This window comes from Nocardiopsis mwathae, assembly GCF_014201195.1.
Classification (GTDB): Bacteria; Actinomycetota; Actinomycetes; order Streptosporangiales; family Streptosporangiaceae; genus Nocardiopsis_C; species Nocardiopsis_C mwathae.
In genome coordinates this window covers 2,971,144-2,997,501 of the sequence record NZ_JACHDS010000001.1, presented here as the reverse complement: position 1 = coordinate 2,997,501, position 26,358 = coordinate 2,971,144, and the positions used below count along the sequence as shown (strand labels likewise).

General features: G+C 71.1%; 20 protein-coding genes and 1 pseudogene. 11 read left to right on the top strand and 10 right to left on the bottom strand.

All coding sequences use genetic code 11. The annotated features are described in order from the left end of the window. The first annotated feature begins 272 nt into the window (after positions 1-272). Both HNR23_RS12955 and HNR23_RS12950 read left to right on the top strand, forming a co-directional pair. Complete coding sequence (locus tag HNR23_RS12955; protein ID WP_184075832.1) at positions 273-1,277, top strand: C40 family peptidase; 1,005 nt, start codon at positions 273-275, stop codon at positions 1,275-1,277. Positions 1,278-1,773: 496 nt separating this feature from the next. Next, complete coding sequence (locus HNR23_RS12950; RefSeq protein ID WP_343070543.1) at positions 1,774-2,826, top strand: C40 family peptidase; 1,053 nt, start codon at positions 1,774-1,776, stop codon at positions 2,824-2,826. A gap of 120 nt (positions 2,827-2,946) precedes the next feature. Here HNR23_RS12950 and HNR23_RS12945 read toward each other — a convergent pair whose 3' ends face one another. Then, positions 2,947-4,743 carry an AMP-binding protein gene (locus HNR23_RS12945; RefSeq protein WP_184075831.1) on the bottom strand — a complete coding sequence of 599 codons (1,797 nt, stop codon included), beginning with the start codon at positions 4,741-4,743 and terminating at the stop codon, positions 2,947-2,949. Positions 4,744-5,187: 444 nt separating this feature from the next. Between HNR23_RS12945 and HNR23_RS12940 the strand changes: the two genes are divergently transcribed. Together HNR23_RS12940 and HNR23_RS12935 are read left to right on the top strand one after the other, a co-directional pair. Further along, on the top strand, positions 5,188-5,697 hold the full coding sequence (locus tag HNR23_RS12940; RefSeq protein ID WP_184075830.1) for a hypothetical protein: 510 nt from the start codon (positions 5,188-5,190) through the stop codon (positions 5,695-5,697). A 118-nt stretch (positions 5,698-5,815) separates the two neighbouring features. Then, the gene (locus tag HNR23_RS12935; protein WP_184075829.1) at positions 5,816-6,793 is read left to right on the top strand and encodes an ROK family glucokinase; all 978 of its coding nucleotides are present in this window, start codon (positions 5,816-5,818) and stop codon (positions 6,791-6,793) included. Positions 6,794-6,888: 95 nt separating this feature from the next. Here the strand turns inward: HNR23_RS12935 and HNR23_RS12930 are convergent, their stop codons facing one another. Continuing rightward, positions 6,889-7,590 carry an endonuclease/exonuclease/phosphatase family protein gene (locus HNR23_RS12930; RefSeq protein WP_184075828.1) on the bottom strand — a complete coding sequence of 234 codons (702 nt, stop codon included), beginning with the start codon at positions 7,588-7,590 and terminating at the stop codon, positions 6,889-6,891. A gap of 47 nt (positions 7,591-7,637) precedes the next feature. Continuing rightward, positions 7,638-8,495, bottom strand: coding sequence for a lysophospholipid acyltransferase family protein (locus tag HNR23_RS12925; protein WP_184075827.1), 858 nt, complete (start codon positions 8,493-8,495; stop codon positions 7,638-7,640). Between the two features lie 321 nt (positions 8,496-8,816). On the opposite strand from HNR23_RS12925, the gene HNR23_RS12920 reads away from it, so the two are divergent. The 4 genes and pseudogenes from HNR23_RS12920 (at position 8,817) to HNR23_RS27500 (ending at position 11,422) form a co-directional block, all read left to right on the top strand. Then, positions 8,817-9,584, top strand: coding sequence for an alpha/beta hydrolase (locus tag HNR23_RS12920; protein WP_184075826.1), 768 nt, complete (start codon positions 8,817-8,819; stop codon positions 9,582-9,584). Next, positions 9,581-10,537, top strand: coding sequence for a hypothetical protein (locus HNR23_RS12915; RefSeq protein WP_184075825.1), 957 nt, complete (start codon positions 9,581-9,583; stop codon positions 10,535-10,537). Before HNR23_RS12920 ends, HNR23_RS12915 begins: the two co-directional genes overlap by 4 nt. Continuing rightward, positions 10,437-10,919, top strand: a pseudogene (locus tag HNR23_RS27505) (DUF5931 domain-containing protein); the annotation flags it as partial. The gene HNR23_RS12915 and the pseudogene HNR23_RS27505, both read left to right, overlap by 101 nt. 56 nt (positions 10,920-10,975) lie before the next feature. After that, entirely contained in the window at positions 10,976-11,422 is a 447-nt protein-coding gene (locus HNR23_RS27500) for an ATP-binding protein (RefSeq protein ID WP_343070542.1), read from the top strand. Here the strand turns inward: HNR23_RS27500 and HNR23_RS12905 are convergent. The 3 genes from HNR23_RS12905 to HNR23_RS12895 all read right to left on the bottom strand — a co-directional run bounded on the left by HNR23_RS12905 (position 11,373) and on the right by HNR23_RS12895 (position 16,375). Then, the gene (locus HNR23_RS12905; protein WP_184075824.1) at positions 11,373-11,828 is read right to left on the bottom strand and encodes a hypothetical protein; all 456 of its coding nucleotides are present in this window, start codon (positions 11,826-11,828) and stop codon (positions 11,373-11,375) included. The two genes, HNR23_RS27500 and HNR23_RS12905, sit on opposite strands and share 50 nt — an antisense overlap. Before the next feature lie 221 nt (positions 11,829-12,049). After that, positions 12,050-14,473, bottom strand: coding sequence for an ATP-binding protein (locus HNR23_RS12900; RefSeq protein ID WP_184075823.1), 2,424 nt, complete (start codon positions 14,471-14,473; stop codon positions 12,050-12,052). A 243-nt stretch (positions 14,474-14,716) separates the two neighbouring features. Continuing rightward, entirely contained in the window at positions 14,717-16,375 is a 1,659-nt protein-coding gene (locus HNR23_RS12895) for an IS1182 family transposase (RefSeq protein ID WP_221308107.1), read from the bottom strand. Between the two features lie 319 nt (positions 16,376-16,694). Here HNR23_RS12895 and HNR23_RS12890 point away from each other — a divergent pair, with 319 nt between their 5' ends. After that, a complete protein-coding gene (locus tag HNR23_RS12890) occupies positions 16,695-17,990 on the top strand; it encodes a serine hydrolase domain-containing protein (protein WP_184075821.1) in 1,296 nt (431 codons plus the stop codon). 35 nt (positions 17,991-18,025) lie between these two features. Here HNR23_RS12890 and HNR23_RS12885 read toward each other — a convergent pair whose 3' ends face one another. Beyond that, on the bottom strand, positions 18,026-18,628 hold the full coding sequence (locus HNR23_RS12885; RefSeq protein WP_184075820.1) for a molybdopterin-dependent oxidoreductase: 603 nt from the start codon (positions 18,626-18,628) through the stop codon (positions 18,026-18,028). 320 nt (positions 18,629-18,948) lie between these two features. On the opposite strand from HNR23_RS12885, the gene aroF reads away from it, so the two are divergent. After that, on the top strand, positions 18,949-20,013 hold the full coding sequence (gene aroF, locus HNR23_RS12880; RefSeq protein WP_184075819.1) for a 3-deoxy-7-phosphoheptulonate synthase: 1,065 nt from the start codon (positions 18,949-18,951) through the stop codon (positions 20,011-20,013). Positions 20,014-20,056: 43 nt separating this feature from the next. On the opposite strand, the gene thiI is transcribed toward aroF, so the two are convergent. Next, positions 20,057-21,331 carry a tRNA uracil 4-sulfurtransferase ThiI gene (gene thiI, locus HNR23_RS12875; RefSeq protein ID WP_184075818.1) on the bottom strand — a complete coding sequence of 425 codons (1,275 nt, stop codon included), beginning with the start codon at positions 21,329-21,331 and terminating at the stop codon, positions 20,057-20,059. Positions 21,332-21,468: 137 nt separating this feature from the next. Next, entirely contained in the window at positions 21,469-22,494 is a 1,026-nt protein-coding gene (locus HNR23_RS12870; protein WP_184075817.1) for a 6-phosphofructokinase, read from the bottom strand. 274 nt (positions 22,495-22,768) lie between these two features. On the opposite strand from HNR23_RS12870, the gene glpK reads away from it, so the two are divergent. Further along, positions 22,769-24,247 carry a glycerol kinase GlpK gene (glpK, locus tag HNR23_RS12865; protein ID WP_184075816.1) on the top strand — a complete coding sequence of 493 codons (1,479 nt, stop codon included), beginning with the start codon at positions 22,769-22,771 and terminating at the stop codon, positions 24,245-24,247. Positions 24,248-24,346: 99 nt separating this feature from the next. On the opposite strand, the gene pknB is transcribed toward glpK, so the two are convergent. After that, positions 24,347-26,308: a Stk1 family PASTA domain-containing Ser/Thr kinase gene (pknB, locus tag HNR23_RS12860; RefSeq protein ID WP_343070541.1), complete on the bottom strand. Its 1,962-nt coding sequence runs from the start codon at positions 26,306-26,308 to the stop codon at positions 24,347-24,349. Positions 26,309-26,358 lie beyond the last annotated feature (50 nt).

Genomic DNA, 26,358 nt, shown 5'->3' with positions numbered 1-26,358 from the left:
TCCGCTAGTTTCTACCCGGAGCATGACCGGCTTCCCGCTATGAGGCCAGGGCTGTGCCCGGGTGCCCCGGGCACGTCCGGCGGCGGCTTCCCCCGGCCGCGACGCGGGAGGCTCCCGAGCCGTGGGGAGAGCGTCGGCCCCGTCCTACCCGCGCCCGCGACGCCCGGTGATCGTGGTCCCCGATCCCCCGGTCCCGGCGGCATCGCACGCGCACGCCGGCCCTCCGCCCCCGTCCCCTACCGCGGACTTGAACTAAAAGGAGCATGACCGCCATGGCGAACAAAGATGGTGGTCGGCAGACGGCCCGCCGGATCGCGACCGGTCTGGGCGTGGTCGTCGCCGGTGGCCTGATCGCGCCCACTGGTGTCGCGTATGCCGATCCCGAGCCGACCCGGGAGGACGTCGAGAAGACTCTCGACGACCTCAACAAAGAGGCCGGCAAGATCGTTCAGGACTACAACGAGGCCAACGACGACTACAAGGCCGCGAAGAAGAAGGCCGACGAGCTCGAAGAGCAGGTCGGTGACGAGGAGGACCGGTACAACGAGCTGCGCGACGAGGTCGCCAACTTCGCCAGTGCCGTCTACAAGTCCAACGACCTCGACGCCACCACCACCATCCTCGCCGCCGAGAACCCCGAGAAGCTCCTTGAGCAGAGCGACGACCTCGACTACCTCTCCGACGCCCAGCAGTCCAAGCTGGACGAGTTCGGCGACTCCTCCGAGCGTCTCTTCAAGCTGAAGGACGAGGCCGGCGACGCCCTCAAGGACGCGAAGAAGGCCCGCGAGGAGGCCAAGAAGAAGAAGGACGAGGTCGAGGCGAAGATCAAGGAGCAGAAGGACCTGCTCGCCGAGTTCCCCGACGCCGAGGAGGCCGGATCCCAGGGCGGCTCCGACGCCGCCGGCGGCTACACGGGCAGCGCCACCGGCAACGCCCGCGCCGCCCTGGACTTCGCCTACTCCCAGCTGGGCAAGCCCTACATCTTCGGCTCGGCCGGGCCCAACGGCTACGACTGCTCCGGCCTGGTCATGCGTTCCTGGGCCGCCGGCGGCGTGAACCTGCCGCGTACCACCTACAGCCAGGCCGAGGTGGGACAGCGCGTCTCCCGCGACCAGCTGCAGCCGGGCGACATCCTGTTCTTCAGCAGCCTCGGCCACAACGGCCTGTACGCCGGCAACGGCAAGATGGTCCACGCGCCGCGCACCGGCAAGAACCTCGAAGAGGTGCCGCTGGCCGGGTACTGGGACGGTCAGTTCATGTTCGGCGTCCGCCCGTAGTCCGTCCGACGCCCGTTCGCCCGGTTCGGTCCCCGGTGGAGATCATCACGCTCGACGGGAACCGAGAGGGCCGCAGCCCTGGTCACCGCTCCCGCGGTGACCAGGGCTTTTTCGTGCGTGCCGCGAGTGCTTCCATATCGGCAGTGGCTTATACGACATATGCGGATAACCGCAATCCGGGCTCTTGGGTAACGAAACGGTTGAGACGGGCGCGTCGATGCACTACTGTTGCGCGCCGAGCGAGGTCGTAGACCACGCCATCATCCGGATGGCGGCGACCGGCTTCCGCCCCACTCCGCGTGATTCACACCGCCTGACCCCCGGGACGCGGAGACCGGAGGGCCCCGGCCCGACGCGAGCCCCCGACGCGCCGCCGGCGGGAGCCCAGGGTTCACCCCGGTCCGGCCGTCCACTGCCGGCGCCGACGGGCACCTCCCTGCCCGAGGACCCGCCACGACACACCGGTGGGCGGTTTGCAGAAAGGTGTGCCACCAGCGTGGACGAACGCCAGGAACCCCAGGGGCGCCGCTCCTTCCGCCGTCACCTCGCGATCGTCGGCTTCGTCGCCGCGGGGGCTCTGCTCACCTCCACCGGAGTCGCCTTCGCCGACCCCACCGCCGATGAGGTCCGGGACAGGATCGAGAAGCTCGAAAAGGAGTACGCGGAGCTCGCCGACGCCTACAACCAGGCCAAGGAGGACCACGACGCCGCGCGTAAGAAGCTCGACGACCTGGAGTCCAAGCGCGACGACGCTCAGGAGAAGCTCGACGGCCTGGAGAACGGGGTACGCCGACTGGCGACGTCGGCCTACCTGGGGGTCGACTACTCCTCACCCGCCTACCTGATGACCGCGGACGGCCCCGACGACGCCCTGCAGCAGTCGGCCGACCTCGACTACCTCTCCGAGAGCCAGAAGGCGGGCCTGCGGAAGTACCTGGAGCAGAAGTCCGAGCTCGACGACCTGGAGTCCGAGGCCGAGTCCACGGAGAAGAAGGCCAAGGAGAAGCTCGACGACGCCGAGGACGCCAAGGACGAGGCGCAGGAGAAGATCGACAAGCAGCAGGAGATCCTCGACGGGCTGACCGAGGAGGAGCAGGCCCAGGCCACCGCCGGTGTCGACGGCGGGCGGTCCTCGGGATCCGGATCCTCCTCGTCCTCCTCCGGCGGGGGCGCGTCCTACAACGGCTCGGCCTCCGGCAACGCCCGGGTGGCCCTGGACTTCGTCTACGCTCAGATCGGCGACGCCTACCGGCTGGGCGCCAACGGCCCGGACGTGTGGGACTGCTCCAGCCTGGTCCAGGCCGCCTGGAGGCAGGCCGGAGTGAGCCTGCCGCGCACCACCTTCGACCAGGTCAACGCCGGCAAGCGGGTCTCCTGGGACAACATGCGGCCGGGCGACCTGATCTTCTTCTACGGCGGCCCCAGCCACGTCGGCATGTACGTCGGCGACGGCAAGATGGTGCACGCCTCCAACCCGTCCAAGCCGGTCGCCGAGGTCACCCTCAACAGCTACTACCGGAACAACTTCACCGCCGCCGTGCGGCCCTGAGCCGGCGGCGCACCCGCACAGCACACCGCCCGCCCGATGGACGTCCATCGGGCGGGCGGCGGCACGTTCGGGGCGCGGTCGCGGCGGGTGCGGCCGCCGGCGGACCACCGGAGCCGGGGGTCAGCCCGTGTAGATCCGCTCGATCTCGTGCTCGTACTGCTTGGTGACGACGTGCCGCTTCACCTTCAGCGACGCCGTCATCTGGCCGCCCTCCTCGGAGAAGTCCTCGGGCAGGATCCTGAACTTGCGCACCGACTCCGCCTTGGACACGGCCTTGTTGGCGTCGTCCACGGCCTCCTGCACCGCGGCGATGAGGCCCGGGTCGTCGACCAGGTCCGCGATCTCGCCGGTGCGGTCGTTCTGCTGCTTCCAGAACTCGAAGGCCTCCGGGTCGATGGTGACCAGCGCGGAGACGAAGTTGCGGTTGTCCCCGACCACCAGGCACTGGCTGATGATGGCGTGCCCTCGGATGCGGTCCTCGATCACCGCCGGGGCGACGTTCTTGCCGCCGGCCGTCACGATGATCTCCTTCTTCCGGCCGGTGATGCGCAGGTACCCCTCCTCGTCCAGGGCGCCCAGGTCACCGGTGCGGTAGAAGCCGTCCGCGTCGAACGCGTCGGCGGTGGCCCGCTCGTTGCGCCAGTAGCCGCGCATGATGTGGTCGCCCTTGCACAGCACCTCGCCGTCGTCGTCGATCTTGATGGTGGCGCCGGGGAGCGGCGGGCCGACGGTGCCGATCTTGTTCTTGGCGGGCGTGTTGACCGAGGTGGGGGCGGAGGTCTCGGTGAGCCCGTAGCCCTCGATGATGGTGAGCCCCACGCCGCGGAAGAAGTGGCCCAGCCGCTCGCCCAGCGCGGAGCCGCCGGACACCGCGTACCGGGCCTCGCCGCCCAGGCGGTCCAGAAGCTTGCCGTAGACGAGCTTGGCGAACACGGCGTGCTTGAGCTTCAGGCCCAGCGGGACGCGCCCGCTGTCCAGGGCCTTGCTGTAGTCGATGGCGGTGGCCGCCGCGGCGGCGAAGATCCTGCCCTTGCCCTCGGCGGTGGCCTTCTGCTCGGCCTTGTTGAACACCTTCTCGAAGACGCGCGGCACGGCCAGCAGGAAGGTCGGCTTGAAGACGCCGAACTGGTCGATGAGTTCCGGGCCGGTCGTCGGGAAGTGGCCGAGGATCGTCCTGGACTCGATGCAGCCGATCTGGATGACCCGGGCGAACGAGTGGGCCAGCGGGAGGAAGAGGAGGGTCGAGCGGCCCTGCAGGGTGAAGACCTCCTGCAGCGGGCCCTCGATCACGTTCATGATGGTGAAGAGCAGGTTGCGGTGGGTCAGCTCGCAGCCCTTGGGGCGCCCGGTGGTGCCGGAGGTGTAGATCAGCGTGGCGAGCTCGTCGACGTCGCCCGCGGTCCGCCGCTCCTCCACGACGGAGCCGTCGACGCCGGAGCCCGTCTCGACGAAGGCGGCCAGGCCGCCGTCCTCGATCTTCCACGTGTGGGCGAGCCCGGGGAGGCCGGGCAGCACCGACCTGACGCGTTCGGCGTGGGCCTCGCCCTCGACGAAGACCGCCTTGGCCTCCGAGTCTCCGAGGATCCACTCGACCTGTTCGGCGGAGGAGGTCTCATAGATCGGCACGGTCACGGCGCCGACCGACCAGACCGCGTAGTCGATGGTGGTCCACTCGTAGCGGGTCCGCGACATCAGGCCGACGCGGTCGCCGTGCTCGATGCCGGCGGCGATCAGCGCCTTGGCGATCGCCACGACGTCGTCGCGGAACTCCCGGCAGGTGACGTCCCGCCACTGGCCGGCTTCCTGAACCCGGAGCGCGACGGCGGTGGGCTCCTCGGCGGCGCGGGCGAAGACCGTATCGGGCAGGCGCGCCTGCGATGAGATCTCGACCTTCACAGGACGGCTGAATTCGCGCACGTTATCGCTCCTGGTCGTACAAGGCCTCTAGGGGACGTGACGACGGTAACAACTTAAGCTACTAGTCGGTAGAACGTGTTCTCGTTCGGTATCCGAACGAGACGTGATGTTGATGAAATCGGTCCCATGTCCTGCGGCGATGCGCACCGGGGGCGAACCGCCGCGCCGCGTCGGCGCCCGTAGTTCGACCCTAGCGTTGATCTTGCTCCGAGGGCAGTCCTGAACACCGAATCCGCAGCGGATTCGTGGGCACAGGCCAGGCGGCTCAGCGGAATCGTGACCATACGGCGTGTCGTGGGCACGCAGGGCGATGGGTCAGGCGGTGCGCCGGGCCGTCCCTGAACCGTGTCGGGGTTTCCCCCGATTCGACCGCGGCGGCAGGCCGCCACCCCGCGGGCGCGGATAACGTGGCGTTCACGACGGCAGAACAGGGGTTGGACGACCATGGCTGAGCCGAACCGCGACACGGGTTCACAGGACATCATCGACGACGCACTGCGGCTCGTCGACGCCCTGCAGCGCAAGCTCATCATCGCGGGCGTGCGCCGCGGCGTGTCGAGCGTGACCGCTCCGCCACCCGCGAAGGACGACGTGTGGGGGGAAGCCGTCCGGCTGGAGCAGCCGCAGCCGGAACAGGAGCCGCTCGACCGGCTGGCCGGCATCGTGCGCACCGCGGCGCCGGAGGTCGTCGGGCACCTCGGCAAGGCCGGGGCGGCGCTGTTCGGCGCCTTGGGCGAGACCTGGGACGTGGTCGAGCGGTCACTGGAGAAGCAGCGGATGGAGCGCGAGCACCGGGAGCGGGAGGGCGCCGGACCGCGGGGGGCGGACCTCGGGGACGGGGGAGCCGCCGCCCCCGAGGGCGAGGCGGGCGCGGCCGAGCCCGGCCGCACCCCCGACGTCCCACGCGAACTCCCCGACGGCGAGCCGGACGGCCCCTCCAGCGGGCGGAATTGATCGAGTGGTCCAGACCAGTGTGAGAATGTGGTCACAGCGCACGCGGAGCGACACCCCGCCCCCGCGGTGCGCCCGCCCGCGACGCAGATGTGAGTGAAACCGGAGAATGGAGCCGTCCATGCGGTTGACGATCGGTGTGGACATCGGCGGTACCAAGGTCGCAGCCGGAGTCGTCGCCCCTGACGGACGGATCCTCGGAGACGTCGTGCGCCACCCCACCCCCACGGGTGACGGCGAGGCGCTGGCCGACGTCATCGGTCGGGTCGTGGCGGAGCTGTGCGGCCGCCGCGCCGGGGACGAGCGCACGGAGGGCGAGGAGAACGGCGAGATCACCGCGGTCGGCGTGGGGATCGCCGGGTTCGTCGACGAGGACCGCGCCAGGATCGTCCTCGCCGCCAACATGGGCCTGTCCGACGATCCCATAACCGAGCGGATCCGGCGCCGGGTGGACCTGCCGGTCGTCGTCGAGAACGACGCCAACGCCGCGGCCTGGGCCGAGGCGCGGTTCGGCGCCGGACGTGGGAGCGACCACGTCGTCTGCGTCACCCTGGGCACCGGTGTGGGCGGCGGCATCGTGATGGGCGGTCGGCTGCAGCGGGGCCGCTACGGCGTCGCCGCCGAGGTCGGCCACTACCGCATGGTGCGACACGGCCGCCGCTGCGGCTGCGGCAACGACGGGTGCTGGGAGCAGTACGCCAGCGGTCGCGCCCTGGTGGCCGAGGCCCGCGACCTCGCCGTGACCGACCCCGTGCGCGCCGCCCACCTGCTGAAGCTGGCCGAAGGGGACATCTCCCGGATCCGGGGGCCGGAGATCACCCAGGCCGCCCTGGAGGGCGACGAAGGCGCGCTGGAGTGTTTCCGCGCCGTCGGCGAGTGGGTCGGCCTCGGTCTCGCCGACCTCGCCGCCATCCTCGACCCCGAGTGCTTCGTCCTCGGCGGCGGCGTCTCGGACGCCGGAGCCATCCTCCTCGAACCGGCCCGGTCGTCCTTCGCCCGCCACGTCACCGGCCGCGCCACCCGCCGCCTCGCCGACATCCGCGTCGCCGAACTCGGCTCCACCGCCGGCATCGTCGGAGCCGCCGACCTCGCCCGCTGACCTGGGGCGTGTGCGGCGGACCGTTCCCGGCTCGCGGCCACCGGAAAGCATCCTCCGGACATGCCCGAGGCCGGAACCGCTGCTCGGCGCCGTGGTCATCGTGGGGGGTCGATCTCGGCGAGAACGGGGCGGTGGTCGCTGGCCGCGGCCAGGTCGGCGGCCGGGACGAGGCCGACGGGGACCCCGGCGCCGGTGACGGTGAGCCCGCGGGTGGCGAAGACGCCGTCGATGCGGGCGCGCGGGTGCCGTGCCGGGAAGGTGAGCGGTTCGCCGCGCGGGCGGGCCGCGCCGGTGTCGCACAGTTCGGCCGCCAGCAGCCGCCAGGCCGGGCCCTGCGGGGTGCAGTTGATGTCTCCCGCCAGGACACCGGGGGCGGAGTGGCGGGCGGCCGCCGCGGTGAAGAGGGCCAGGACCTCCGCCGCGTGCTGCTGCCGGGCCCGGTCGTCCAGGTCCAGGTGGGTGCAGCCGACGAGCAGCGGCCGCCCGCCCACATCGAGCACGGCCAGGGACAGCGCGCGGCGGTGCAGCCGGGGGTGGCGGCGCAGCAGCCGGTGCTCGGCGTGGAGCACGCGGATGCCCGGGCGGTGCAGCACCGCCAGACCGCCCGGCCGCCGGTTCACCGCCGGCACCAGCCCGCACCCGCGGGCCAGGGCGCGGCGCCGCCGACGCCAGCCCAGGAACCGCGGCGCCTCCTGCAGGCAGACGACATCGGGTCGGCACGCCGCGATGACCCGCCGGACCGCCGCAGGGTCGTCGCGCAGCGCGCGCACGTTGTAGCTCAGCACCCGCAGCGTCATGGCCCCTACGTACCCGGGACCGGCGTGTGCCCCACGCGGGAGCCGGGTCAGGCGGCTGTACCGGGGGGCTGCGGGGTGGTGGCCTCGGCCTTCGCCGACTTCTTCGCCTTCTTCTCGGCCTTTCTGGCAGCCCGGCGCTCGGCGCGCTCGGCCTTGCGCTCGGCGCGTTCGGCTTTCCTGCGCTCGCGCTCGGAGGCGTGCTGCTCCTTGCGTTCCTCCTTGGCGGCCGCCTCCAGCTCGGCCTTGACCGATTGCGCGTAGCGGTCGACGTACTCCTGGCCGGAGAGCTCCATCAGCGCGTACATGATCTCGTCGGTGATGGCCCGCAGTACCCGCGGGTCCTTCTCCATCCCGTAGTAGCGGGAGAAGTCCAGCGGCTTGCCGAACCTCACCTTGGGGCGGATGCCCAGCTTCGGGACGGTGCGGCCGGGCGGCATGATCTTGTCGACGTTGATCATCGCCATGGGGATGACCGGTGCCTTGGACTCCAGTACCAGGCGGGCCACGCCGGTGCGCCCGCGGTAGAGCTTGCCGTCGGGGGAACGGGTGCCCTCGGGGTAGATGCCGAGCAGCCTGCCCTGCTTGAGTACCCGCAGGCCGGTGCGCAGTGCGGCCTCGCTGGCCTTGCCGCCGGAGCGGTCGATGGGGATCTGCCCGACGCCGGTGAAGAACAGGCGGCTGAGCAGGCCCTTGGGCCCGGTCCCGGTGAAGTACTCGGCCTTGGCCAGGAAGGTGATCTTGCGCGGCAGCGGCAGCGGGCCGAAGAAGTGGTCGGAGAAGGACAGGTGGTTACCGACCAGGATCGCCGGGCCGTACCTGGGTACGTTCTCCACCCCTTCGGCGCGCGGCTGCCACAGCACGGCCAGCACCGGACCCAGGATCGCCTTGACAATCCAGTAGAACAACGAGATTCACCCCCGCACCCGCGGGGAGCGTCCGACCTGCTTCGTCACGTTCGCCTTCCCGCATTCACGAACAATCGCCGTTATCTTCGCATCAGCTGGGACCGACTACCAATGTCGGAGTAAGTTACCTGGCAGTAGGAGAGAAACCTCCCGTTCTGCCCTGGTATGCAACCATCTCATCCGGGGGGACCGCTCCGACCGGGGCGGCGGGGTTCCGGCCACCGTGCCCCTGGGTTAGTTTCGTAGACCTGACACCACGTAGGCCGCGGCGGACGCGCTGTACCCGGCGCGCCCGAGGAGAGGAAAGTCGAGGAGACCCCCATGTCGCTGCTTCCCGGCGCCGAACCGTACCACCGTGGTGGCGGAGGTGTCGGTGTGCTGCTGTGCCACGGGTTCACCGGCACCCCGCAGTCGATGCGCCCGTGGGCGGAGTACCTGGCCGAGGCCGGACTGACCGTGGACCTCCCCCGGCTGCCCGGACACGGCACGACCTGGCAGGACATGGCGACCACCACCAGTGGCGACTGGCTCGGCGCGGTGGAGGAGTCCCTGGTCGAGCTCGATGCCGAGTGCGACCGGGTGTTCGTCATGGGGATGTCCATGGGCGGCTGCCTGGCGCTGCGCCTCGCCGGGATGCACCCGGACCGGGTGAGCGGCGTGGTCGTGGTCAACCCCTCCCTCGCCGTGGAGGACTGGAAGGTGCTCTTCGCCCCCTACGTCCAGCGGATCCTGCCCGTGACCCCGGGCATCGCCTCCGACATCAAGAAGCCCGGTGCCGTGGAGATCGGCTACGACGAGATCCCCACGGCCGCGGCCGGGACGCTGCCGAAGCTGTGGCGGGACACGCGCCGCGGCCTGCCCTCGATCACCGCGCCGATCCTCGCCTACCGGAGTCCCGAAGACCATGTCATCGGCCCGAGGAGTCTGCGTATCCTCACGAGTGAGGCGGTGAACGCGCGGCTGACGGTTCACTCGCTGGACGACAGCTACCACGTCGCGACCCTGGACAACGACGCCGACACCGTCTTCGCGGGCAGCCTCGCGTTCGTGCGCGAACACTGCGGAAGCGGGGAAGGAATGGACCGATGACGCAACGCCGGGGGAACGGCCTGCTCGCGGACTCCTATGTTCCGCTCCTCCTGCTCCCACCGGCCACGGCCGACCGCATGCTCGACGTGCTCGGCCGCTCCGGCATCGCCGCCTACGCCCTGCCCCTCGATGGCGAAGAGCCGGACACCGCCGCCCTGTCCGTGGCGGACCTGCCCACCGACCACCTCTTCGTCGACGCCGAGGCGCGCGACACCGCCGCCGCGATCCTCCGCCGCGAACTCCCCGACCTGGCCGAGCACGCGCTGGGCATCGGCGAACCGGGGACCTCGACCGGGGCGGCCGGGCCCCGGCCGCGTACGCCGGAGACACCCGGCCCCGACCGGAAGGACGACCCCGACACCGATCCCGTGCCGCCGGCCGACGCAGGGCGCCCCGATACGGGGGGGTCCGACTCCGCGTCTCCACGACAGGGCGACGAAGCCGTCTGGGCCGACCTCGTGGCGCGCTTCTACGACAGCGAGGGCCCCTCGCGGACCGATGTCCACTGGCCCGACGCGGAGAACCTCAGCGCCCGCGACCCGCGTGTCGACGGCGGTGCCCAGGGCGGTCCGCGGCGCGCGGCCGCCGATTCGGGCAGCGAGGGCGGCGATGGCCCCGACGCTTCCTCCGAGACGGACCCCGACACCGCCGAACCCGGCCGCGACGGCGGCGCCGGGGGGCGGGCGGCCGCCCGGGACGACGACTCCGACCACTACATACCCCCGCCCCCGCCGCCGTTCCCGCGCGGCGACCTGGTGAGCCGCCTGTCCTGGGGCGGGCTGTTCGGCGGACCGCTGCTCCTGCTCGGGTCGATGCTGATCGGGGTCCGGCTCCCGGGCTGGCTCGCCTTCTGTGCCGTCGCCGCCTTCATCGCGGGGTTCGTCGTGCTCGTCGTGCGGATGGGCGACCGCCCCTCCGGCGACAACGGGCCCGACGACGGCGCCGTGGTCTGAGCCTCCGCCACGCCGAGGTATCCCCCACCGTGCCGCCCTCGCCTCCCCGCTGTCCCTCCGGCCGCCCGATCCGGATCCGGCCGTGGGCTACGAGACGCCGATCTGGCGGGCGATCAGCGCCTTTCGGATCGCCTCCCTGGTGGACGCGCTCGCGCTCATCGTGCAGCACCACGGGCTGCCCGCCCGGCCGTGGCTGGCGTGGACGGTGTTCGCGACCATGGTGGTGTGGACGGCCCTGGCCCGCCACGTCTACCCCGGTCCGGGGATCGGCCGTTGGCGGCCGCTGACCGCCGATCTCGTGATCACCTTCGGGTGCCAGGCGGCCACCGCGTTCGCGGTCTCCCCGGGGTACCTGCGCATGGCGCCGCCGCTGACCGCGACCTGGTTCGGCGGGGTGGCGCCGGCCGCCGCCGTCATCGGCGGCCGGCGCTGGTCGGCGTGCAGGCGCAGGAGGTCCGGGCGGCCCCGGCGGGGGAGCCCGCACAGGTGCGGGAGGACGGCCGGGCCGACCTGCGCGCCCGCCTCGGCTGCCTGTCCTCGTCCCGGATCACCGTGTCGGACCCCGCCACGCCGGTGGTGCTGCCGCGGCGCGCGGTGGACGGGGTCGAGGCCGCCGTCCACGCCGCGCTGGCCAACGTCGACCGGCACCGCCCGCCGGAGACGCGCGTGTGGCTCCTGGTCGAGGACGAGGAGGACGCCGCCACCGTGACCGTCCGCGACGACGGCCCGGGAACGGCCGAGGGCCGGATCGCCGAGGCCGAGTCGGATGGGCGCCTGGGCATCGCCCGGTCCATCCGGGGCCGTGTCCGCGACCTCGGCGGGGACACGGTGATCGTCACCGCGCCGGGGGAGGGGACCGAAATCGAGATGCGCGTGCCGCGATGAGCCCGCCGTCGTGCAGCGCGACCAGTCCCACCGCCAGCGGTCCGGTCCACCAGACCTGGTAGAGGAAAACGGCGTCGTAGCTGCTCCACGGCAGCGAGCCGAGGGCGACACCGGTCAGCAGGCCCATATAGGCGACATACCATCGGCGGGAAATCGTCGGGACCGCGGGAATGGCCCACCGAAAGATGCCGAATGCCAGGAGTGCGACTCCGAAGCCCCACACCGTCAGAAATATTCTGTGCTGGAGCGGGTCGACGGCGGAAAAAGCGGAAATGGGCGCATCCCATCCGATGCGGAACAGGAATCCGCCGGCCACCAGCACGGCCCCCGCGAGCGCGGCGAGGGCGGGGTTGGGCGAAAGCGCGGGTCGTGGCGCTGTTCTCGGGCCGATGGGATGGCGGTCCATGCCTGCTCCGGGTGGTGGGATGAGCGGTTTTCCACACCGAGGCTAGAGTCTGGAATTTCCGGAGTCAACGACCGTCAACGACAGAGACTTCGCGTCGGGAATTGCGTCGGAGATTCCTTACGTGCGTCCGCTGTCCGTTGATCTCGGGACTATCGACCGAATGTCAGTGAGAATTCGGTCGATAGTCCCGAGATCAACGGAAACAGGAGGGTGAAGACCGCTCACCAGCGCCGTCGGAAGTCGTCCTCGAAGATCTTGTCGAAGACGTTGTCTCCGAGGCGTCGCAGGAGCAGGGTGAAGTCGTCGTGGGGCTCCGGCGTCGACGTGGTGCTCACCGGCGACGCCGGATCCGGGGGCGGAAGTTCCCGGGTCAGGCACTCGACGACTTCGGTGAACTGATCGCACAGTTGACGCAGCGCCCGGCGTGGCGGGGCGATGTCGTCCTGGTCGGCGGCCCGCAGGACCGTGTACACGCTCTCGGCGAAGGCCAGCAGCGTCTCCTCCAGCACGAGCAGCAGCCCGGTGCGCATCTGCCATGAGGCGCTGGTGACCTGGGTGATGGCCTCGTCCGTGTGCCACCGCGGCATCACCGTCCCCGTGGGGGCATAGACCTGGTGGCGGAACGCCTCGCGCAGCCGGACGCGCTGCGGCTTGGCCACCTCCCTGAGCTCCGCGTGCACCTGGTCGATGAGGTACCCGATCCGGCTGTAGCCCGTCGGGGCCTCCCGGACCGCGGGGAGCGTGATGTCGGCCTGACCGCGGGACTCGATGGCGGCGCGGGACCGCTGGGCGGTGCGCTGCTGCTCGGTCCGTACCTGGTCGAGCACGGTGGTCAACCCGTTCAGCAGCTCCTGGGCCCGGTGCTGCTGGGCGGAGAGCTCCGCCAGGCGCTCGACGACTCCGGCGGTGGGCGCCACGGCGGCCTTTCGGCCGAGCTCCTCGCGGAAGTGCCGGGTCGCCCGTGCCAGGTGGTCGGCGAAGCGCCGGTGCCGGTAGGGGAGGGCAAGGTCGACCCGGCCCTGCAGCGCCTTCTGCAGGGGACGGGCGACGTAGCCGTTGACGACGAGGAGGACGCGGACCGCCGCCCGGTCCTGGGCGCCGGTCCCGAGTGAGGGCAGGGCGCGGTCGATCCGCTCCTGGACGGAACACACATCGGCGTCGTCCAGGACCGGTCCCTGGAACATCACCAGGCAACCGGTCTCCTCGCGCTCGGGAAGCGGGAGCCAGATCGCCGCGCTGCCGTCCGGGTCGGCGGGGTCCCCCTCGCGGGCCTCCGCACGCCATCCCTGTTCGCCGAACAGCCTCCATGCCGTCGTGAACGTGTCCCTGACCTCGACGTAGCTGAACTGCTCGCGGGCCATGTCCCGGAGCACATCCAGGCTGACGCTCGCGTCCTCGTCCACCGCCTGGTAGGCGGACCGGCACAGCAGCAGGATGCGCCGGACCTGCCCGCCGGTGAACCGGACGATGTCGGCGAGGGTGGCCTCCTCGAACGGGGCGATGCCGTCGTCCCGCTCACCGGCCGGGTGCTCCAGGGACAGCAACGTCCGGATCAGGTCCCGGGTCCGCCGCTCGTCGAACGGGGCCATGGTCACCGTCGTGGAGATGCGCTCGGCGACATCGGCGGGGAACAGGTGGAGAAGGTCCGGCAGGCCGCTCATGATGACGAAGGTCTCGCCCCGTGCCGTTCCCGGACTGATCATGTCCTCCAGGAAGCGCTTGAAGAGCCGGGGGATCCCGTGGTCCATCGGGACGTATCCGGTGGAGGCCTCCCCGGTGGGGGCGTCGGCCGCGCGTGCCGGGCCCGCCTCCGGCGGGTCCGGGGGACCCTGTGCACGGTGATCGTCGAGCAGGAGATGCATCTCGTCGATCGCCAGGGTGAGCGACCATCCGCGGCTCCGGTAGAGCCGGACCAGCGCCGTCATCGCGGCCAGGGCGCGGCCCGGTGTGTCGATCGGGCCGCCGACCGACCTGTCGCGCAGCGCGGAGCACGGGTCGCCGCCGTCCAGCCACCGCCACACCTGGGCGCGCACCGTCGGCTCGATGAGCGCGGCCAACACCGTCCCCATCTCGTGGTCGCCGACGACGTCGGTCAGCTCGGCTCGGAGCCGCTCCAACAGCGCGGCCAGCGGGAGTCCCAGGTTCTCGATGACGGAGACGACGTCGATATCGCTGTCCTGGAGGTGCTCGGCCACCTGGCGGGTCAGCGTCCCGCCGCGCAGGTGGTCGACGACGACGTCCCGCAGATGCTCGGTGACCAGGTGGCGGAGCTGACCGCGATGCTCCGGTCCCGCGAGCAGCTTCAGGAACTGCCGGTACAGGTCGACGAAGTCGGCCCCGGCCGCCGACATCGCGATGATCCGGTGCGAGTCGAGGCGCTCGTGGTGCAGGTACCGGAGCGCCTCGACCACCAGTCGGGTCTTTCCCGTCCCGTAGTCGCCGACCACGGCCAGCGCGCGGCTCGCCCGAAGCGGGCTCGCGTCGGCGCCCCGCGCGACCCCCGATACCTGGGTCCGGAAGTCCCGGGCGCACGAGATCGCGCTCCTGAACGCGTCGGTCTCGATCACCGCCCAGTCGGGGCTCGAACGGACGTAGTCGCTCACCTTGGCGACAGGGGAGACCGGAAACGGGTTTCCTGCGGACACGACCATCCTTCCTGCCGGATTCCTGTCGGAGGGCGCCGGTGCGCTAGGGCGTGTTTGACGGATCATTCCCGGCTCGCGGCCACCGGAACGACGCTCGCTGCGCCGCTCCACTCGTGAAGCCGACCTGGATTGACTTCGTGAAGCGGCTTGCGAGCGCCGCCCCGGACGGCCGCTCGCTCACCGGAAAGCATCCGCCGAACACGCCCTAGCTTGACTCTGTCGGGAATCTTGGAGCTGTCGAGGTCAGCTGCCGACGGTCCGCCAGGACTTCGGTCGGTGGATCTCGTGTTGGTCCAGGTAGTCCTGGAAGGCAGTGGGGGGCCGGGCTGGGGGTGCTTCTCCGGTGGGCGGCATGCCGCTGAGGCGTTCGATATTGACGGCGATGGCCGTGAACACGTGCTGCAAGTGGGCTTTCGGCTGGCCTCGGTAGCGGCAGCGCCGCATGCCATAGCCGTGAGCGAACTCGTTGACGGTGCCCTCCACTCCGGATCGCACCGCGTAGCGGGTCTTCCACTCGGTTGTCTGCTGCTCGCTACGGGCGCGGAGTTGCAGGTCGCGGAGTTCTCGGGGTGGGAAGCCGACGTTACGGGCGCCTTCGCGGGAGCCGGTGCACTGGCTACGGACCGGACAGGGCCCGCACTGGGCCTTGGTGAACCGGGCCACGATCAGTGGAGCCGCGGTGGGTGAGGACGTCGGGTAGGGGCCGTGCCAGCCGCTGCTGACCTGGCCCTGGGGGCAGGTGACCTGCCGGCGGTCGAAGTCGATGCGGAAGTCGTCCCGGCCGAAGCCCTCGCCTCGGCGGTGCTGGCGGGTGGGGTTGGTCGGCAGTGGCCCGCAGACGGTGACCTGGTGTCGGCGGGCGGCCTGCTCCAGGTGGACCAGGGAGGTGTAGCCGCTGTCGACCAGGTGCTCGGCGGGCAGAAGGCCGCGCCGGTGCAGGCGGGTGTGGATGCCGGGCAGCGCCCGGGTGTCGTGTGCGGTGGCCGCGGTGGTGGCCACGTCTGTGATCACGTTGGGGCCGTCAGGGGCACAGGTCTCGGTCAGATGAGCGGAGAATCCCGTCCAGCTGATGATGTGTCCATGGCGCGCGTAGCGGGCGGAGGTGTCGTAGGGGGAGACGATCGCCCGGGACGAGGGCGGCAGCCCGCCGTCCTCTTCGGTGCGCCAGCGCAGACGGCCCGCTGCGTCCTGGTAGTAGTTCTGCACCATGATCTGCCGCAGGGACTGGACACGGGGGCCGAACACGCGGGGTGCCGCGTGCCGGTAGAGGTGTTCCAGGAGTCGGGCGGCGTCGTCACCGGTGGTGTTGATCCTGGTCTTGGGCCGGGTGGGATTCTTTCCCAGACGGACCGGACGACCGTAGCGGTGCCCCCAGTCCTCATCGACCAGGTCGGCCAGCAGGTGCCCGGCGGTGCTGGCGACTTCCTCCAACGCGGCCCGCACCGCCTCGGTGACCAGCTCCAGCCGGGTCAGGTCGCGCACTGCGGCCAGGACGTGGGTGGAATCGGTGCGCTGCGTGGTCCGTTCGCGCACCAGCCCGGCCTCCTGGAGACGCGCCAGCGCGAGGTCGAAGAGGTGGTCGGCGCGGTCGTCCTCGGCGAGACGCTCACGGAAGTCGGCCAGGACACTGTGGTGGAAGCCCGGGTCGTCGAGCTCCAGGGCCATGGCGTACTTGAAGTCGATGCGGCAGCGGACCGCCTCGGCGGCCTGCCGGTCCGACAGGCCGAGCAGGAACTGCAAAACGCAGACTGTGGCCAGCTGGGCGGGCGAGAGGCCGGGGCGCCCGTCGCGTGGGTACCAGCCGGCGAAGTCCTCGTCGCACCACAGTCCGTCCAGCCGGTCTCTGACCCACATCGCTGTCGTGCCGTTCGGGTTGCTCGCTCGCGCGACCTGCGCGGTCATGGTCGGGACTTGCTCACCGGAACGGGGACGGAGCGACAATGGACACCTCAACGACTGCATCGGGTTTCGGAACAGCTCCGAGCATGCCCTCTGATCACGCTGCCGCACCGGCAAACCCCAAGATTCCCGACAGAGTCAAGCTAGGGCCGTACCCGATTGCGCCCCGACCATCCGGCGCATCCGCCCAGGCGGAATGTTAGGGGTGCCCGAGCGCGAATGAGGGGTGATCGCGCCGACTGGGGGAGGAGTCCGCCGGGCAGGTGCCGTCCGGAACGTCCGCATGGGGCGGCTCCCTTGCGATCATCGAAAGGGCGGAAGAATGACAGGATCCACAGGGAAATCCGTCACCAGGCGCGAATTCGGCACGATGATGGGCGCGGCCGGAATCGGTTCTGGGCTGGCCGGAGGACTCGGGGCCGGACCGGTGCACGCGGCGGCCGGAGCGGAGCGTGAATGGCGTGTGGGCGGGATCGACGTCCCCTCCCTCCGGCCCTTCGACGCGGCCATGAAGGAGTTCATGCAGCGGCGCGGTATCTCCGCCGGACAGCTCGCCGTGACCGATGGGGGCCGCCTGGTCCTGGCCCGGTCCTATGCCTGGACCGACGACGGCGACCTGCGTTTCGGGCCGACGGCGCTGTTCCGCATCGCGAGCATGTCCAAGCCGATCCTGGGCGCCGCGGTGAACCTGCTCGCGCAGCGGGGCGGCATCGGCATGGGCGACCCGATCACCGACCACCTCGACCTGGTCCCGCTGGACGGGGAGCGGCTCGACCCCCGGCTTCCGCTGGTCACGGTGGAGCGCGCGCTCCAGCTCCTCGGCGGCTGGGACAACGCGCAAGGCGACCTCACCGTGCAGGACATCGAGGCGGCGCGGGCGCTCGGCGCCTCCCTGCCGGTCGACATCGGCCAGATGGTCCGGTACGGCGCCGGCAAGTCCCTGGCCCACGCCCCCGGTACCACCTACGCCTACTCCAACTTCGGCTACATGCTGCTCGGTGAGATCGTTGCCGACCTCACCGGCCGCCCCTACGACGCGTTCGTCCGGAACGACATCCTCGCACCGCTGGGCATCACCCGCATGCGGGTCGCCCGCACCCTCGCCGAACACCGCGCGCCCACCGAGGTCCACTACGTCTCCCAGCACACCGGAACCACCGTCATGGACGACTCCGGTGCCCAGGTCCCCGCCCCCTACGGGACGATCCGCATGGAGAACCGGGCCGCGTTCGGCGGCTGGCTCTCCTCCGCGGTCGACATGGTGCGCTTCGCGTCGCTGTACGACTCCCACGACATCCTCGGCCCCGACGCGGTCCGCCGGACCTTCGCCGAGCCGGAGACCGGCGTCAACGAGCACGGCTGGTATTACGGCCACGGCTGGTTCGTCAGCCCGGCCGGGACGAGCGGCGGATTCACCGCGTCCCACGGCGGCGGCCTCCCCGGCACCGCCACCTTCATGGCGCGCACCCACGACGGCCTGAGCTGGGCAGCCCTGTTCAACCAGAGCGACGACCCGTCGGGCCTGCCCTACCAGGAGGCGATCGCGACCGCGCTTCCGGACGCGGCCGCCCGGGTGGAGGCATGGCCCGACCACGACCTGTACGACGAGTACTTCTGAGGTCCGCGCCTCAGGAGCGGGGCCGGGCCGGGAAGTCAGGCCAGCGGTGGGCCCTGGCCGGGTTCCTCCTGGTAGGAGTAGCGCTGCTCGGACCAGGGGTCGGCCAGGTTGTGGTAGCCGCGCTCCTCCCAGAAGCCGCGGCGGTCGCGGGTCATGTACTCGATGGCGCGCACCCACTTCACGCTCTTCCAGCCGTACAGGTGGGGGACCACCAGCCGGACCGGGAAGCCGTGCTCGGGGGTGAGGCGGACGCCGTCGCGGTGGGTCGCCAGCAGGACGTCCCGGGCGAGGAAGTCGGCCATGCGCAGGTTGGCGCTGTAGCCGTACTCCGCCCACACCATGACGTGGGTGGCCTCGGGGTGCGGGGGCGCCAGGTCGACCAGCAGTGACGCGCGCACGCCGCGCCAGCGGACGCCGGGGATCGTGAACCTCGTCACACAGTGGAAGTCGGCGACGGTGTCGGTCCGCGGCAGGTCGTCGAACTCCGCCCACGACCACCGGTACTCGCCCAGCGACTCGGTGGCCCCGTACACCCGGAGATCCCAGCGCTGCGGGCGAAAGCGCGGCACCGGGCCGTAGTGCAGGGCCGCGCGGGGGCCGGGCACGTACTGGCCGGGCGGCAGCCGATTCTCCGACAATCGATCTCCTTCACGTCCCGTCCCCGCCATCCTGCCAAACCCGGGTGAGCGGTGTGGCGTGAACCCCTCGTGGGTTCGACCGCCGCGATCGTGCGCTATAGTCGCTCCCATGCAGCGGAAGTTTTGGCGCTTTTATGGCTACCGGCCCTTGGGTAGGACGGTCGCCCGTTTAGCGCTGCGCTGACACGGACGACGTATCGAAGCCCCGGGCCGCACGGCCCGGGGCTTCTTTGTATGCAGGGACCGCGGTCGCGGCCCGATCCGCACCCGCTCCACCCGCCCGAAGCACGACCCTCGAACCGTCGAAGGAACCCACGCTCATGGTCATCGTGATGGCACCGGACGCCACGCCCTCCCATATCGAACACCTCGTCGACCTGGTCGACTCGGCCGGCGGGGAGGCCTATGTGACCCGCGGCGTCAGCCGCACCATCATCGGCCTGGTCGGCGACGTCCGGCGGTTCGAGACCCTTGACCTTCGCGCGATGCCGGGAGTGAGCGACGTGCTGCGGATCTCCGCGCCCTACAAACTCGTCAGTCGGGAGAACCACCACCGCCGCTCCGTGGTGACTGTCCGCGGCGTGCCGATCGGCGGTGAGCACATGACCCTCATCGCCGGCCCGTGCGCCGTCGAGACCCCGGAGCAGACCCTGGGCGCGGCGCTCATGGCCAAGGCGGCCGGGGCGGCCCTGCTGCGCGGCGGCGCCTACAAGCCGCGCACCTCGCCCTACGCCTTCCAGGGGTTGGGCGAGGCCGGGCTGAAGATCCTCGCCGAGGTCCGTGACGAGACCGGCCTGCCGATCGTCACCGAGGTCGTCGACGCCGGGGACGTGGAGCTGGTCGCCTCCTACGCCGACATGCTGCAGATCGGCACCCGCAACATGCAGAACTTCGCGCTGCTGCAGGCCGCCGGCGAGGCGGGCAAGCCGGTACTGCTCAAGCGTGGGATGAGTGCCACCATCGAGGAGTGGCTGATGGCCGCCGAGTACATCGCCCAGCGCGGCAACCTCGACATCGTGCTGTGCGAGCGCGGTATCCGCACCTTCGAGAAGGCCACCCGCAACACCCTGGACATCGCCGCGGTGCCGGTGGCGCAGAAGCTCTCCCACCTGCCGGTGATCGTCGACCCCTCGCACTCCGGCGGCAAGCGGGACCTGGTGCTCCCGCTGTCCCGCGCGGCGATCGCGGCCGGCGCCGACGGCGTCATCGTCGATGTCCACCCCGCGCCGGAGACCGCGCTGTGCGACGGCCCGCAGGCGCTGGTCGGCGACGACATCCAGGAGTTGGCCGACGCCGTTTCGAGCATGTCGCGGCTGCTGGGCCGTACCCTGGCGACCGCCCCGGACATCCCGGCGGGGGCGGGGGTGCAGACGGTCGGTGTCTGAACCGAGCGTGTGAGGGCCCGCGGCGCCGCGGGCCCTCACACTGCTACAGCTCGGTCAGTTCGTCGCCGAGGAAGCTGGGGCGGTGCAGCTGGGCGGTGGTCACCAGGTGCTCGGCCAGTTCCTCGGCGTCCAGCCGCTTCTCGATCTGGCGCAGGTCGGCGATCTTCGCGGCGGTCTCGACCTGGCGCGGCGTCAGCAGGGTGCAGCAGTCCTCGTCCGGCAGCTCGGAGATGGCCAGTGTGCCGATGCGGCGGGCCTGGTCCATGATCTCGGTCTTGTCCATGCCGATCAGCGGGCGCAGGATCGGCAGGTCGACGGCGTCGTCGAGCGCGGTGAGGTTGGTCATCGTCTGACTGGAGACCTGGCCCAGGGCATCGCCGGTGATCAGCGCCTGAGCGCCCAGGTCGTCGGCGAGCGCCTCGGCCGTCTTGAGCATCAGCCGCCGCTGCGCCACGATCTGCAGCCGCTCGATGCCCGACGTCTTGAGCTGCTGCTGGGCCTTGCCGAAGGGCACGACGAACAGCCGTGAGCCGACCTGGTACCGGTCGAGCCGGCGCACCAGGCTGTAGGCCTTGTAGATGGACTCCGGGCCGGTGAACGGCATCCCGGAGAAGTGCAGGAAGTCGACCTTCAGGCCGCGGCGCATCATCCGGTGCGCCGCCACCGGGGAGTCGATGCCGCCGGACATCAGTACCAGGCCGCGCCCGCTCATGCCGACGGGCAGGCCGCCCTGGCCGGGGATGCCGTCGGTGTAGAGGAACACCTCGTCGCGGTCGACCTCGATGTGGACGGTGTTGTCGGGGCGCTTGAGGTCGACCGGGAGCCCGTGGGCGGCCTTGACCTTCCCGCCGACGTACCCGGCCAGCTCGGCCGACGTCATCGGAAAGCGCTTGTCGCGGCGCCGCGCCCGGACCGCGAAGGAGCCGGTGCGCCCCGCCATGGAGCGAACGGAGAGGTCGGCCACGGTGTCGAGGTCCTTGGCGACCCGGCGCACGAGGTGCACCCAGACGATCCCCATGACGCAGCTCATGCGCTCGGCCAGCGCGCCCACCTGCTCGTCGGTGGCGCCGGGCATGCGGATGACGATCACGCCCGCTCCGCGCTGGGTCACCTTGAGTTCGCCGAGCCCGCGCGCGGCCGCGCGGATGTTGTTGTGCAGCCGTCGCTCGAAGAGCCGGCGGTTGCTGCCCTTGAGCACGATCTCGCCGAGCTTCATCAGCACGCACAGCTCGCCGGCCCCCGCCTCGGAGCGGGCCGGGGTCTCGGCCTCCACGACCCCTCGCGCCTCGATCGCAGCGGAGTCGGACGTAACGGCCATGACGTGGTCTCCAAGGTGTGTGGAACGGCGGGTGGTCGAGTGGTGGAATCGGCGGCCTCCCGTGCGGGGGCCGCCCATTCCAGTATCGAACATTCCGACGACCGGTCCGTACGGCCGCTCCGGCCGCTCCGGCCGGACTACCCGAAGAAGACCTCGGCCTCCTCGTAGCGCTCCACGGGAACGGTCTTCAACTCCGCGGTGGCCTCGGCCAGGTCCACCCGGACGATGTCGGTGCCCTGCAGGGCGACCATCCGGCCGTAGTCGCGGTCGTGCACGGCCTCGATCGCGTGGACGCCCAGGCGGGTGGCGAGCACCCGGTCGAACGCGGAGGGCGTCCCGCCGCGCTGGACGTGGCCGAGCACGACCGAGCGGGACTCCTTGCCCGTGCGCTTCTCGATCTCGGCGGCCAGCCGCTGGCCGATGCCGCCCAGCCGCACGTGGCCGAAGGCGTCGAGCTCCTGGGTGCTGACCTCCATGTCGCCGTCCTGCGGGTGCGCGCCCTCGGCGACGACGATGATCGGCGCGTAGTCGGTCTTGAACCGGCTCTCGACGTAGGCGATGACGTCGTCGATGGCGAAGGGACGCTCGGGGATGAGGATCACGTTGGCGCCGGCCGCCATCCCCGAGTGCAGTGCGATCCATCCCGCGTGGCGGCCCATGACCTCGACCACCAGCGCGCGGTGGTGCGACTCGGCGGTGGTGTGCAGGCGGTCGATCGCCTCGGTGGCGATGTTCACGGCGGTGTCGAAGCCGAAGGTGTAGTCGGTGGCGTTGAGGTCGTTGTCGATCGTCTTGGGCACGCCGACGACCTTGACGTCCTGGTCGTGCAGCTGGCGTGCGACACCGAGGGTGTCCTCGCCGCCGATCGCGATCAGCGCGTCGACGCCGAGCCCGGCGAGGTTGTCCTTGACCCGCTCCACGCCGTTCTCGACCTTCATCAGGTTGGTGCGCGACGACCCGAGGATCGTCCCGCCGCGCGGTAGGATCCCGCGCACCGCAGCCCGGTCCAGGGGAATGACGTTGCCTTCGAGAGGCCCGCGCCAGCCGTCGCGGAAGCCGACGAACTCGTAGCCGTAGTGCTTGATGCCCTTGCGTACCACCGCGCGGATCACCGCGTTCAGCCCCGGGCAGTCGCCGCCGCCGGTCAGAACCCCGACTCGCATGGGTGTACTCCTCGCTCTCGGATTCGGTTGGGTCGTTCTACGGACGCTTTCCGACCGGCGTCGCCGGTCTCCTTGGACTCTTGACCGCGCGGACCGTGCCCGTCAGCCTGATCCGCCGGTTGTGACCGACGTCACCACGGTGTCGGGTCGAGGGTTGGATCTCTGTCACCTCCGGGTAAGTCCCACGAATGACGCTGTGGCGGGAGCGGTAGGGTCGGTCCGCGCCATTCATATGGTCTAGACCATAATTGTCCGAGCTGTTGGAGGCCACCCCATGTCCGTGCTCACCATCGACGCCGGAACCACCGGTGTCACCGCCCTGGTGGTCGGTGCAGACGGCACCGTCCAGGCCCGCGGATACCAGGAGTTCGCCCAGCACTTCCCGCAGACCGGGTGGGTCGAGCACGTGCCCGAGGAGATCTGGCAGGCCGTCCTCGCCGCCTGCCAGAGCGCGCTGGACGCGGCATCCGAGGCGCCGACCTGCATCGGCATCACCAACCAGCGCGAGACCGCCGTCCTGTGGAACCGCCGGCGCGGCAGCTCGCCGCGCAGGGCCATCGTGTGGCAGGACCGCCGGACCGCGGGGATCTGCACCGAGCTGCGCGACGCCGGGCACGAGGAACGCGTCACCGAGGTCACCGGGCTGCGACTGGACCCCTACTTCACCGCCACCAAGCTGACCTGGATGCGGCGCAACGACCCGCGCGCCTGGAGCGGTGTGGAGTCCGGTGAGACCGCCATCGGCACCGTCGACTCCTACATCATCGCCCGGCTGACCGGCGGCGCGCGGCACGTCACCGACGCCTCCAACGCCTCGCGGACCCTCCTCTTCGACATCCGGGCCGGCCGCTGGTCGGAGGAGATGTGCGACCTGTTCGGCGTGCCGGTCTCCGCCCTGCCCGAGGTCGTGCCCTCCTACGGGGTCGTGGGCGAGTCGGTGCCCGAGGATTTCCTCGGCCTGCGGCTGCCCATCGCCGGGATCGCCGGCGACCAGCAGGCGGCCATGTTCGGGCAGACCTGCTACGAGCCCGGCACCTCCAAGTGCACCTACGGGACCGGGTCGTTCATCCTCGTCAACACCGGGCAGCAGGCGATCGCCCCGGAGCACGGCCTGCTCAGCACGGTGCTGTGGCAGCACCCGGACGGCAGGCTCGACTACGCCCTGGAGGGGTCGATCTTCGTCACCGGCGCGGCCGTCCAGTGGCTGCGCGACGGTCTGGGCATGATCGACACCGCACCCCAGACCGAGGCCCTGGCCAAGACCGTCACCGACTCCGGCGGCGTCGTCTTCGTACCCGCGCTGACCGGCCTGGGCGCGCCCGACTGGGACCCGCACGCGCGCGGCTCGATCTTCGGGATCACCCGCGGCACCGGGCGCGCGCACATCGCGCGCGCGACCCTCGACGCCATCGCCTTCGAAGTCCGCGACGTCGTGGAGGCCATGGCCCGGGCATCCGGCACCCAGCTGCCCGAACTGCGCGTGGACGGCGGAGCGTCGGGCAACAACCTGCTCTGCCAGATCCAGGCCGACCAGCTGGGCGTCAGTGTGGCCCGCCCGCAGGTCCAGGAGACCACCGCCCTGGGCGCGGCCTTCCTGGCCGGCCTGGGCACCGGCGTGTGGCAGTCCACCGACGAGCTGAAGCACACCTGGAAACTCGACCGCCGCTACGAGCCCGGTGCCCGGGACGAGGCCGGCTACCGCCGCTGGCGCGTCGCGGTCGAGCGCTCCAAGGGTTGGGCCGACCTGGCCTGACCGCGCGTCCTGCCGTCGATCTCGGCGGAGCGCACCGGCTCCGGGGCCGGAGGCGCCGGGCGCGGCGCCCGGGCGATAGGGCGTGTTCCGGGGAACGCCCTAGTCGTCATCGTCGTCCCGGTCCCTGTCGCGGCCCCGGCCCCGGTCCCGATCCCGGTCACGGGGTGCGAACGGGCTGGTGATCAGCTCGATCTTGGCGCCCTTCTCCGCCTTCCCGGTGGGAGTGTAGGAGTCGACGCGGTCCGCACCCAGCACCCGGGTGACCTCGACTTCGAAGCCGAGCTTCTCCAGCTCCTTCTCGGCCTTCTTGTACTTCATCCCGCGCACGTCGGGGATCTCGATCTGCTCCTTGCCCGAGGAGACGGTGAGCTTGACGGTGTCCCCGGCCCCGGCGGTGGTGCCCGCCTCCGGTGACTGCTTCATCACCTCGCCCTTGGGCGTGTCGTCGCTGGACGCGGTGGTGACCTCCACCTCCAGGCCCTTGCCGTCCAGCTCCGTGCGGGCGGCCTCTTCGGTCAGACCCACGACGCCGGGCACGTCGAAGCCCTTGCTGACGGTCAGGGTGACGGTCTCCTCGCGGTCGGCACCGGACCCCTCCTCGGGGTCGACGTCCAGCACGGTGCCCGGCGGGTGGTCGTAGGAGTCCTCCTGCTTCACGTCGATGTCGGTGAACCCGGCGTCCTCCAGCGCCTTGCGCGCGTTGGCCTCGGGGTCGCCCACGACCTCGGGCATGTCGACGGTCTGCGGCCCCTTGGACAGCGACACGGTCACGGTGTCCTCGGGCAGGACGTTGTCGCCCACATCCGGGGTGGTCGCGGCGACCGTGCCCTCGGCGGCCTCGTCGCTGTAGACGGGGTCGTCGGCGACCTCGATCTTCAGGCCGAGGGACCGCAGCTCCGCCGTGGCCGCGTTCTGGTCCATGCCGACGACGTCCGGGACGCTCTCGTAGCGCCCGATCAGCATCCACCAGCCGAAACAGAGCATCACCACCGCGAGGACGCCGGCGGTGGCCATCAGGAGGTACTTGCGGCGGCCCGGCCCGGGGCCCCCGTCGCGGGGGTCGCCGTAACCGTCGCCGCCGTGGCCGCCCACGTTCACCTGGACGGTGGCGTTGTCGCCGCCGGGCACCGGAGCGGTGCCGCTCCGCAAGGCGGGTCCGCCCGCCGCCGGCGAGGCGGTGTCGATCACCGCGGTCTGCGCGAACGCGGGAGCGCCGCCGTCGAGGACCTGCGCCACGGCGGAGAGGTACTGCCCGGCGTCGCCCGGGCGGTAGCGCGGGTCGCGCTCGGTGGCCTTGGTGACCAGGGCGTCGATCTCCGGAGGCAGGCCGGGGACGACGGTCGAGGGGCGCGGTACGTCGGAGTTGACGTGCTGGTAGGCGACGGCGATGGGGGTCTCGCCGGTGTGCGGCTGGGCGCCGGTGAGCAGCTCGTAGAGCATGATCCCGGCCGCGTACACGTCGGTCCGGGTATCGGAGGTCCCGCGCTCGATCTGCTCGGGGGCGATGTAGGCGGCGGTGCCCATGAGGGTGCCGGTCTTGGTCATGCCCTGGTGCGCGGACTCGACCGCCCGCGCCAATCCGAAGTCGGCGACCTTGGCCTGGCCGTCGACGGTGAGCAGGACGTTCTCCGGCTTGATGTCGCGGTGCACGAGCCCGGCCCGGTGCGCGGCGCCCAGCGCGCCCAGCACCTGGGCCATCACCTGCAGGGCCTCGCGCGGGTGCAGCCGACCGCGCTCTTCGAGTAGGTCGCGCAGGGTGCGGCCGGGCACGTACTCCATGGCCAGGAACACGCAGCCCTGGTCGGTGCCCTGGTCGAAGACCTGGACGACGTTGGGGTGGGAGAGTTTGGCGACGGAGTGCGCCTCGTTGATGAAGCGGCGCACGAACTGGGGGTCCTGGGCGAGGGAGGGGTGCATGACCTTGAGAGCCACGCGCCGGTCCAGGCGCTGGTCATGTGCGATGTAGACGGTGGCCATGCCACCGCCCGCGATACGCGACTCGACGAAGTAGCGACGGTCGAGTGTCGCGCCTACAAGCGGGTCCGCAGTCGTCATGTCCACGAAGGTGAGTTTACGGGTGATCCGGGCGGGGCAGGCGACGCTTGTGAAGA

Bases quoted from the DNA above. Each gene is read 5' to 3' on its own strand.
- HNR23_RS12935 (WP_184075829.1), top strand. From the start codon at position 5,816: ATGCGGTTGACGATCGGTGTGGACATCGGCGGTACCAAGGTCGCAGCC.
- HNR23_RS12955 (WP_184075832.1), top strand. From the start codon at position 273: ATGGCGAACAAAGATGGTGGTCGGCAGACGGCCCGCCGGATCGCGACC.
- HNR23_RS12895 (WP_221308107.1), bottom strand. From the start codon at position 16,375: ATGACCGCGCAGGTCGCGCGAGCGAGCAACCCGAACGGCACGACAGCG.
- HNR23_RS12870 (WP_184075817.1), bottom strand. From the start codon at position 22,494: ATGCGAGTCGGGGTTCTGACCGGCGGCGGCGACTGCCCGGGGCTGAAC.
- HNR23_RS12920 (WP_184075826.1), top strand. From the start codon at position 8,817: ATGTCGCTGCTTCCCGGCGCCGAACCGTACCACCGTGGTGGCGGAGGT.
- thiI (WP_184075818.1), bottom strand. From the start codon at position 21,331: ATGGCCGTTACGTCCGACTCCGCTGCGATCGAGGCGCGAGGGGTCGTG.
- aroF (WP_184075819.1), top strand. From the start codon at position 18,949: ATGGTCATCGTGATGGCACCGGACGCCACGCCCTCCCATATCGAACAC.
- HNR23_RS12905 (WP_184075824.1), bottom strand. From the start codon at position 11,828: ATGGACCGCCATCCCATCGGCCCGAGAACAGCGCCACGACCCGCGCTT.
- HNR23_RS12930 (WP_184075828.1), bottom strand. From the start codon at position 7,590: ATGACGCTGCGGGTGCTGAGCTACAACGTGCGCGCGCTGCGCGACGAC.
- glpK (WP_184075816.1), top strand. From the start codon at position 22,769: ATGTCCGTGCTCACCATCGACGCCGGAACCACCGGTGTCACCGCCCTG.
- HNR23_RS12940 (WP_184075830.1), top strand. From the start codon at position 5,188: ATGGCTGAGCCGAACCGCGACACGGGTTCACAGGACATCATCGACGAC.
- HNR23_RS12915 (WP_184075825.1), top strand. From the start codon at position 9,581: ATGACGCAACGCCGGGGGAACGGCCTGCTCGCGGACTCCTATGTTCCG.
- HNR23_RS12890 (WP_184075821.1), top strand. From the start codon at position 16,695: ATGACAGGATCCACAGGGAAATCCGTCACCAGGCGCGAATTCGGCACG.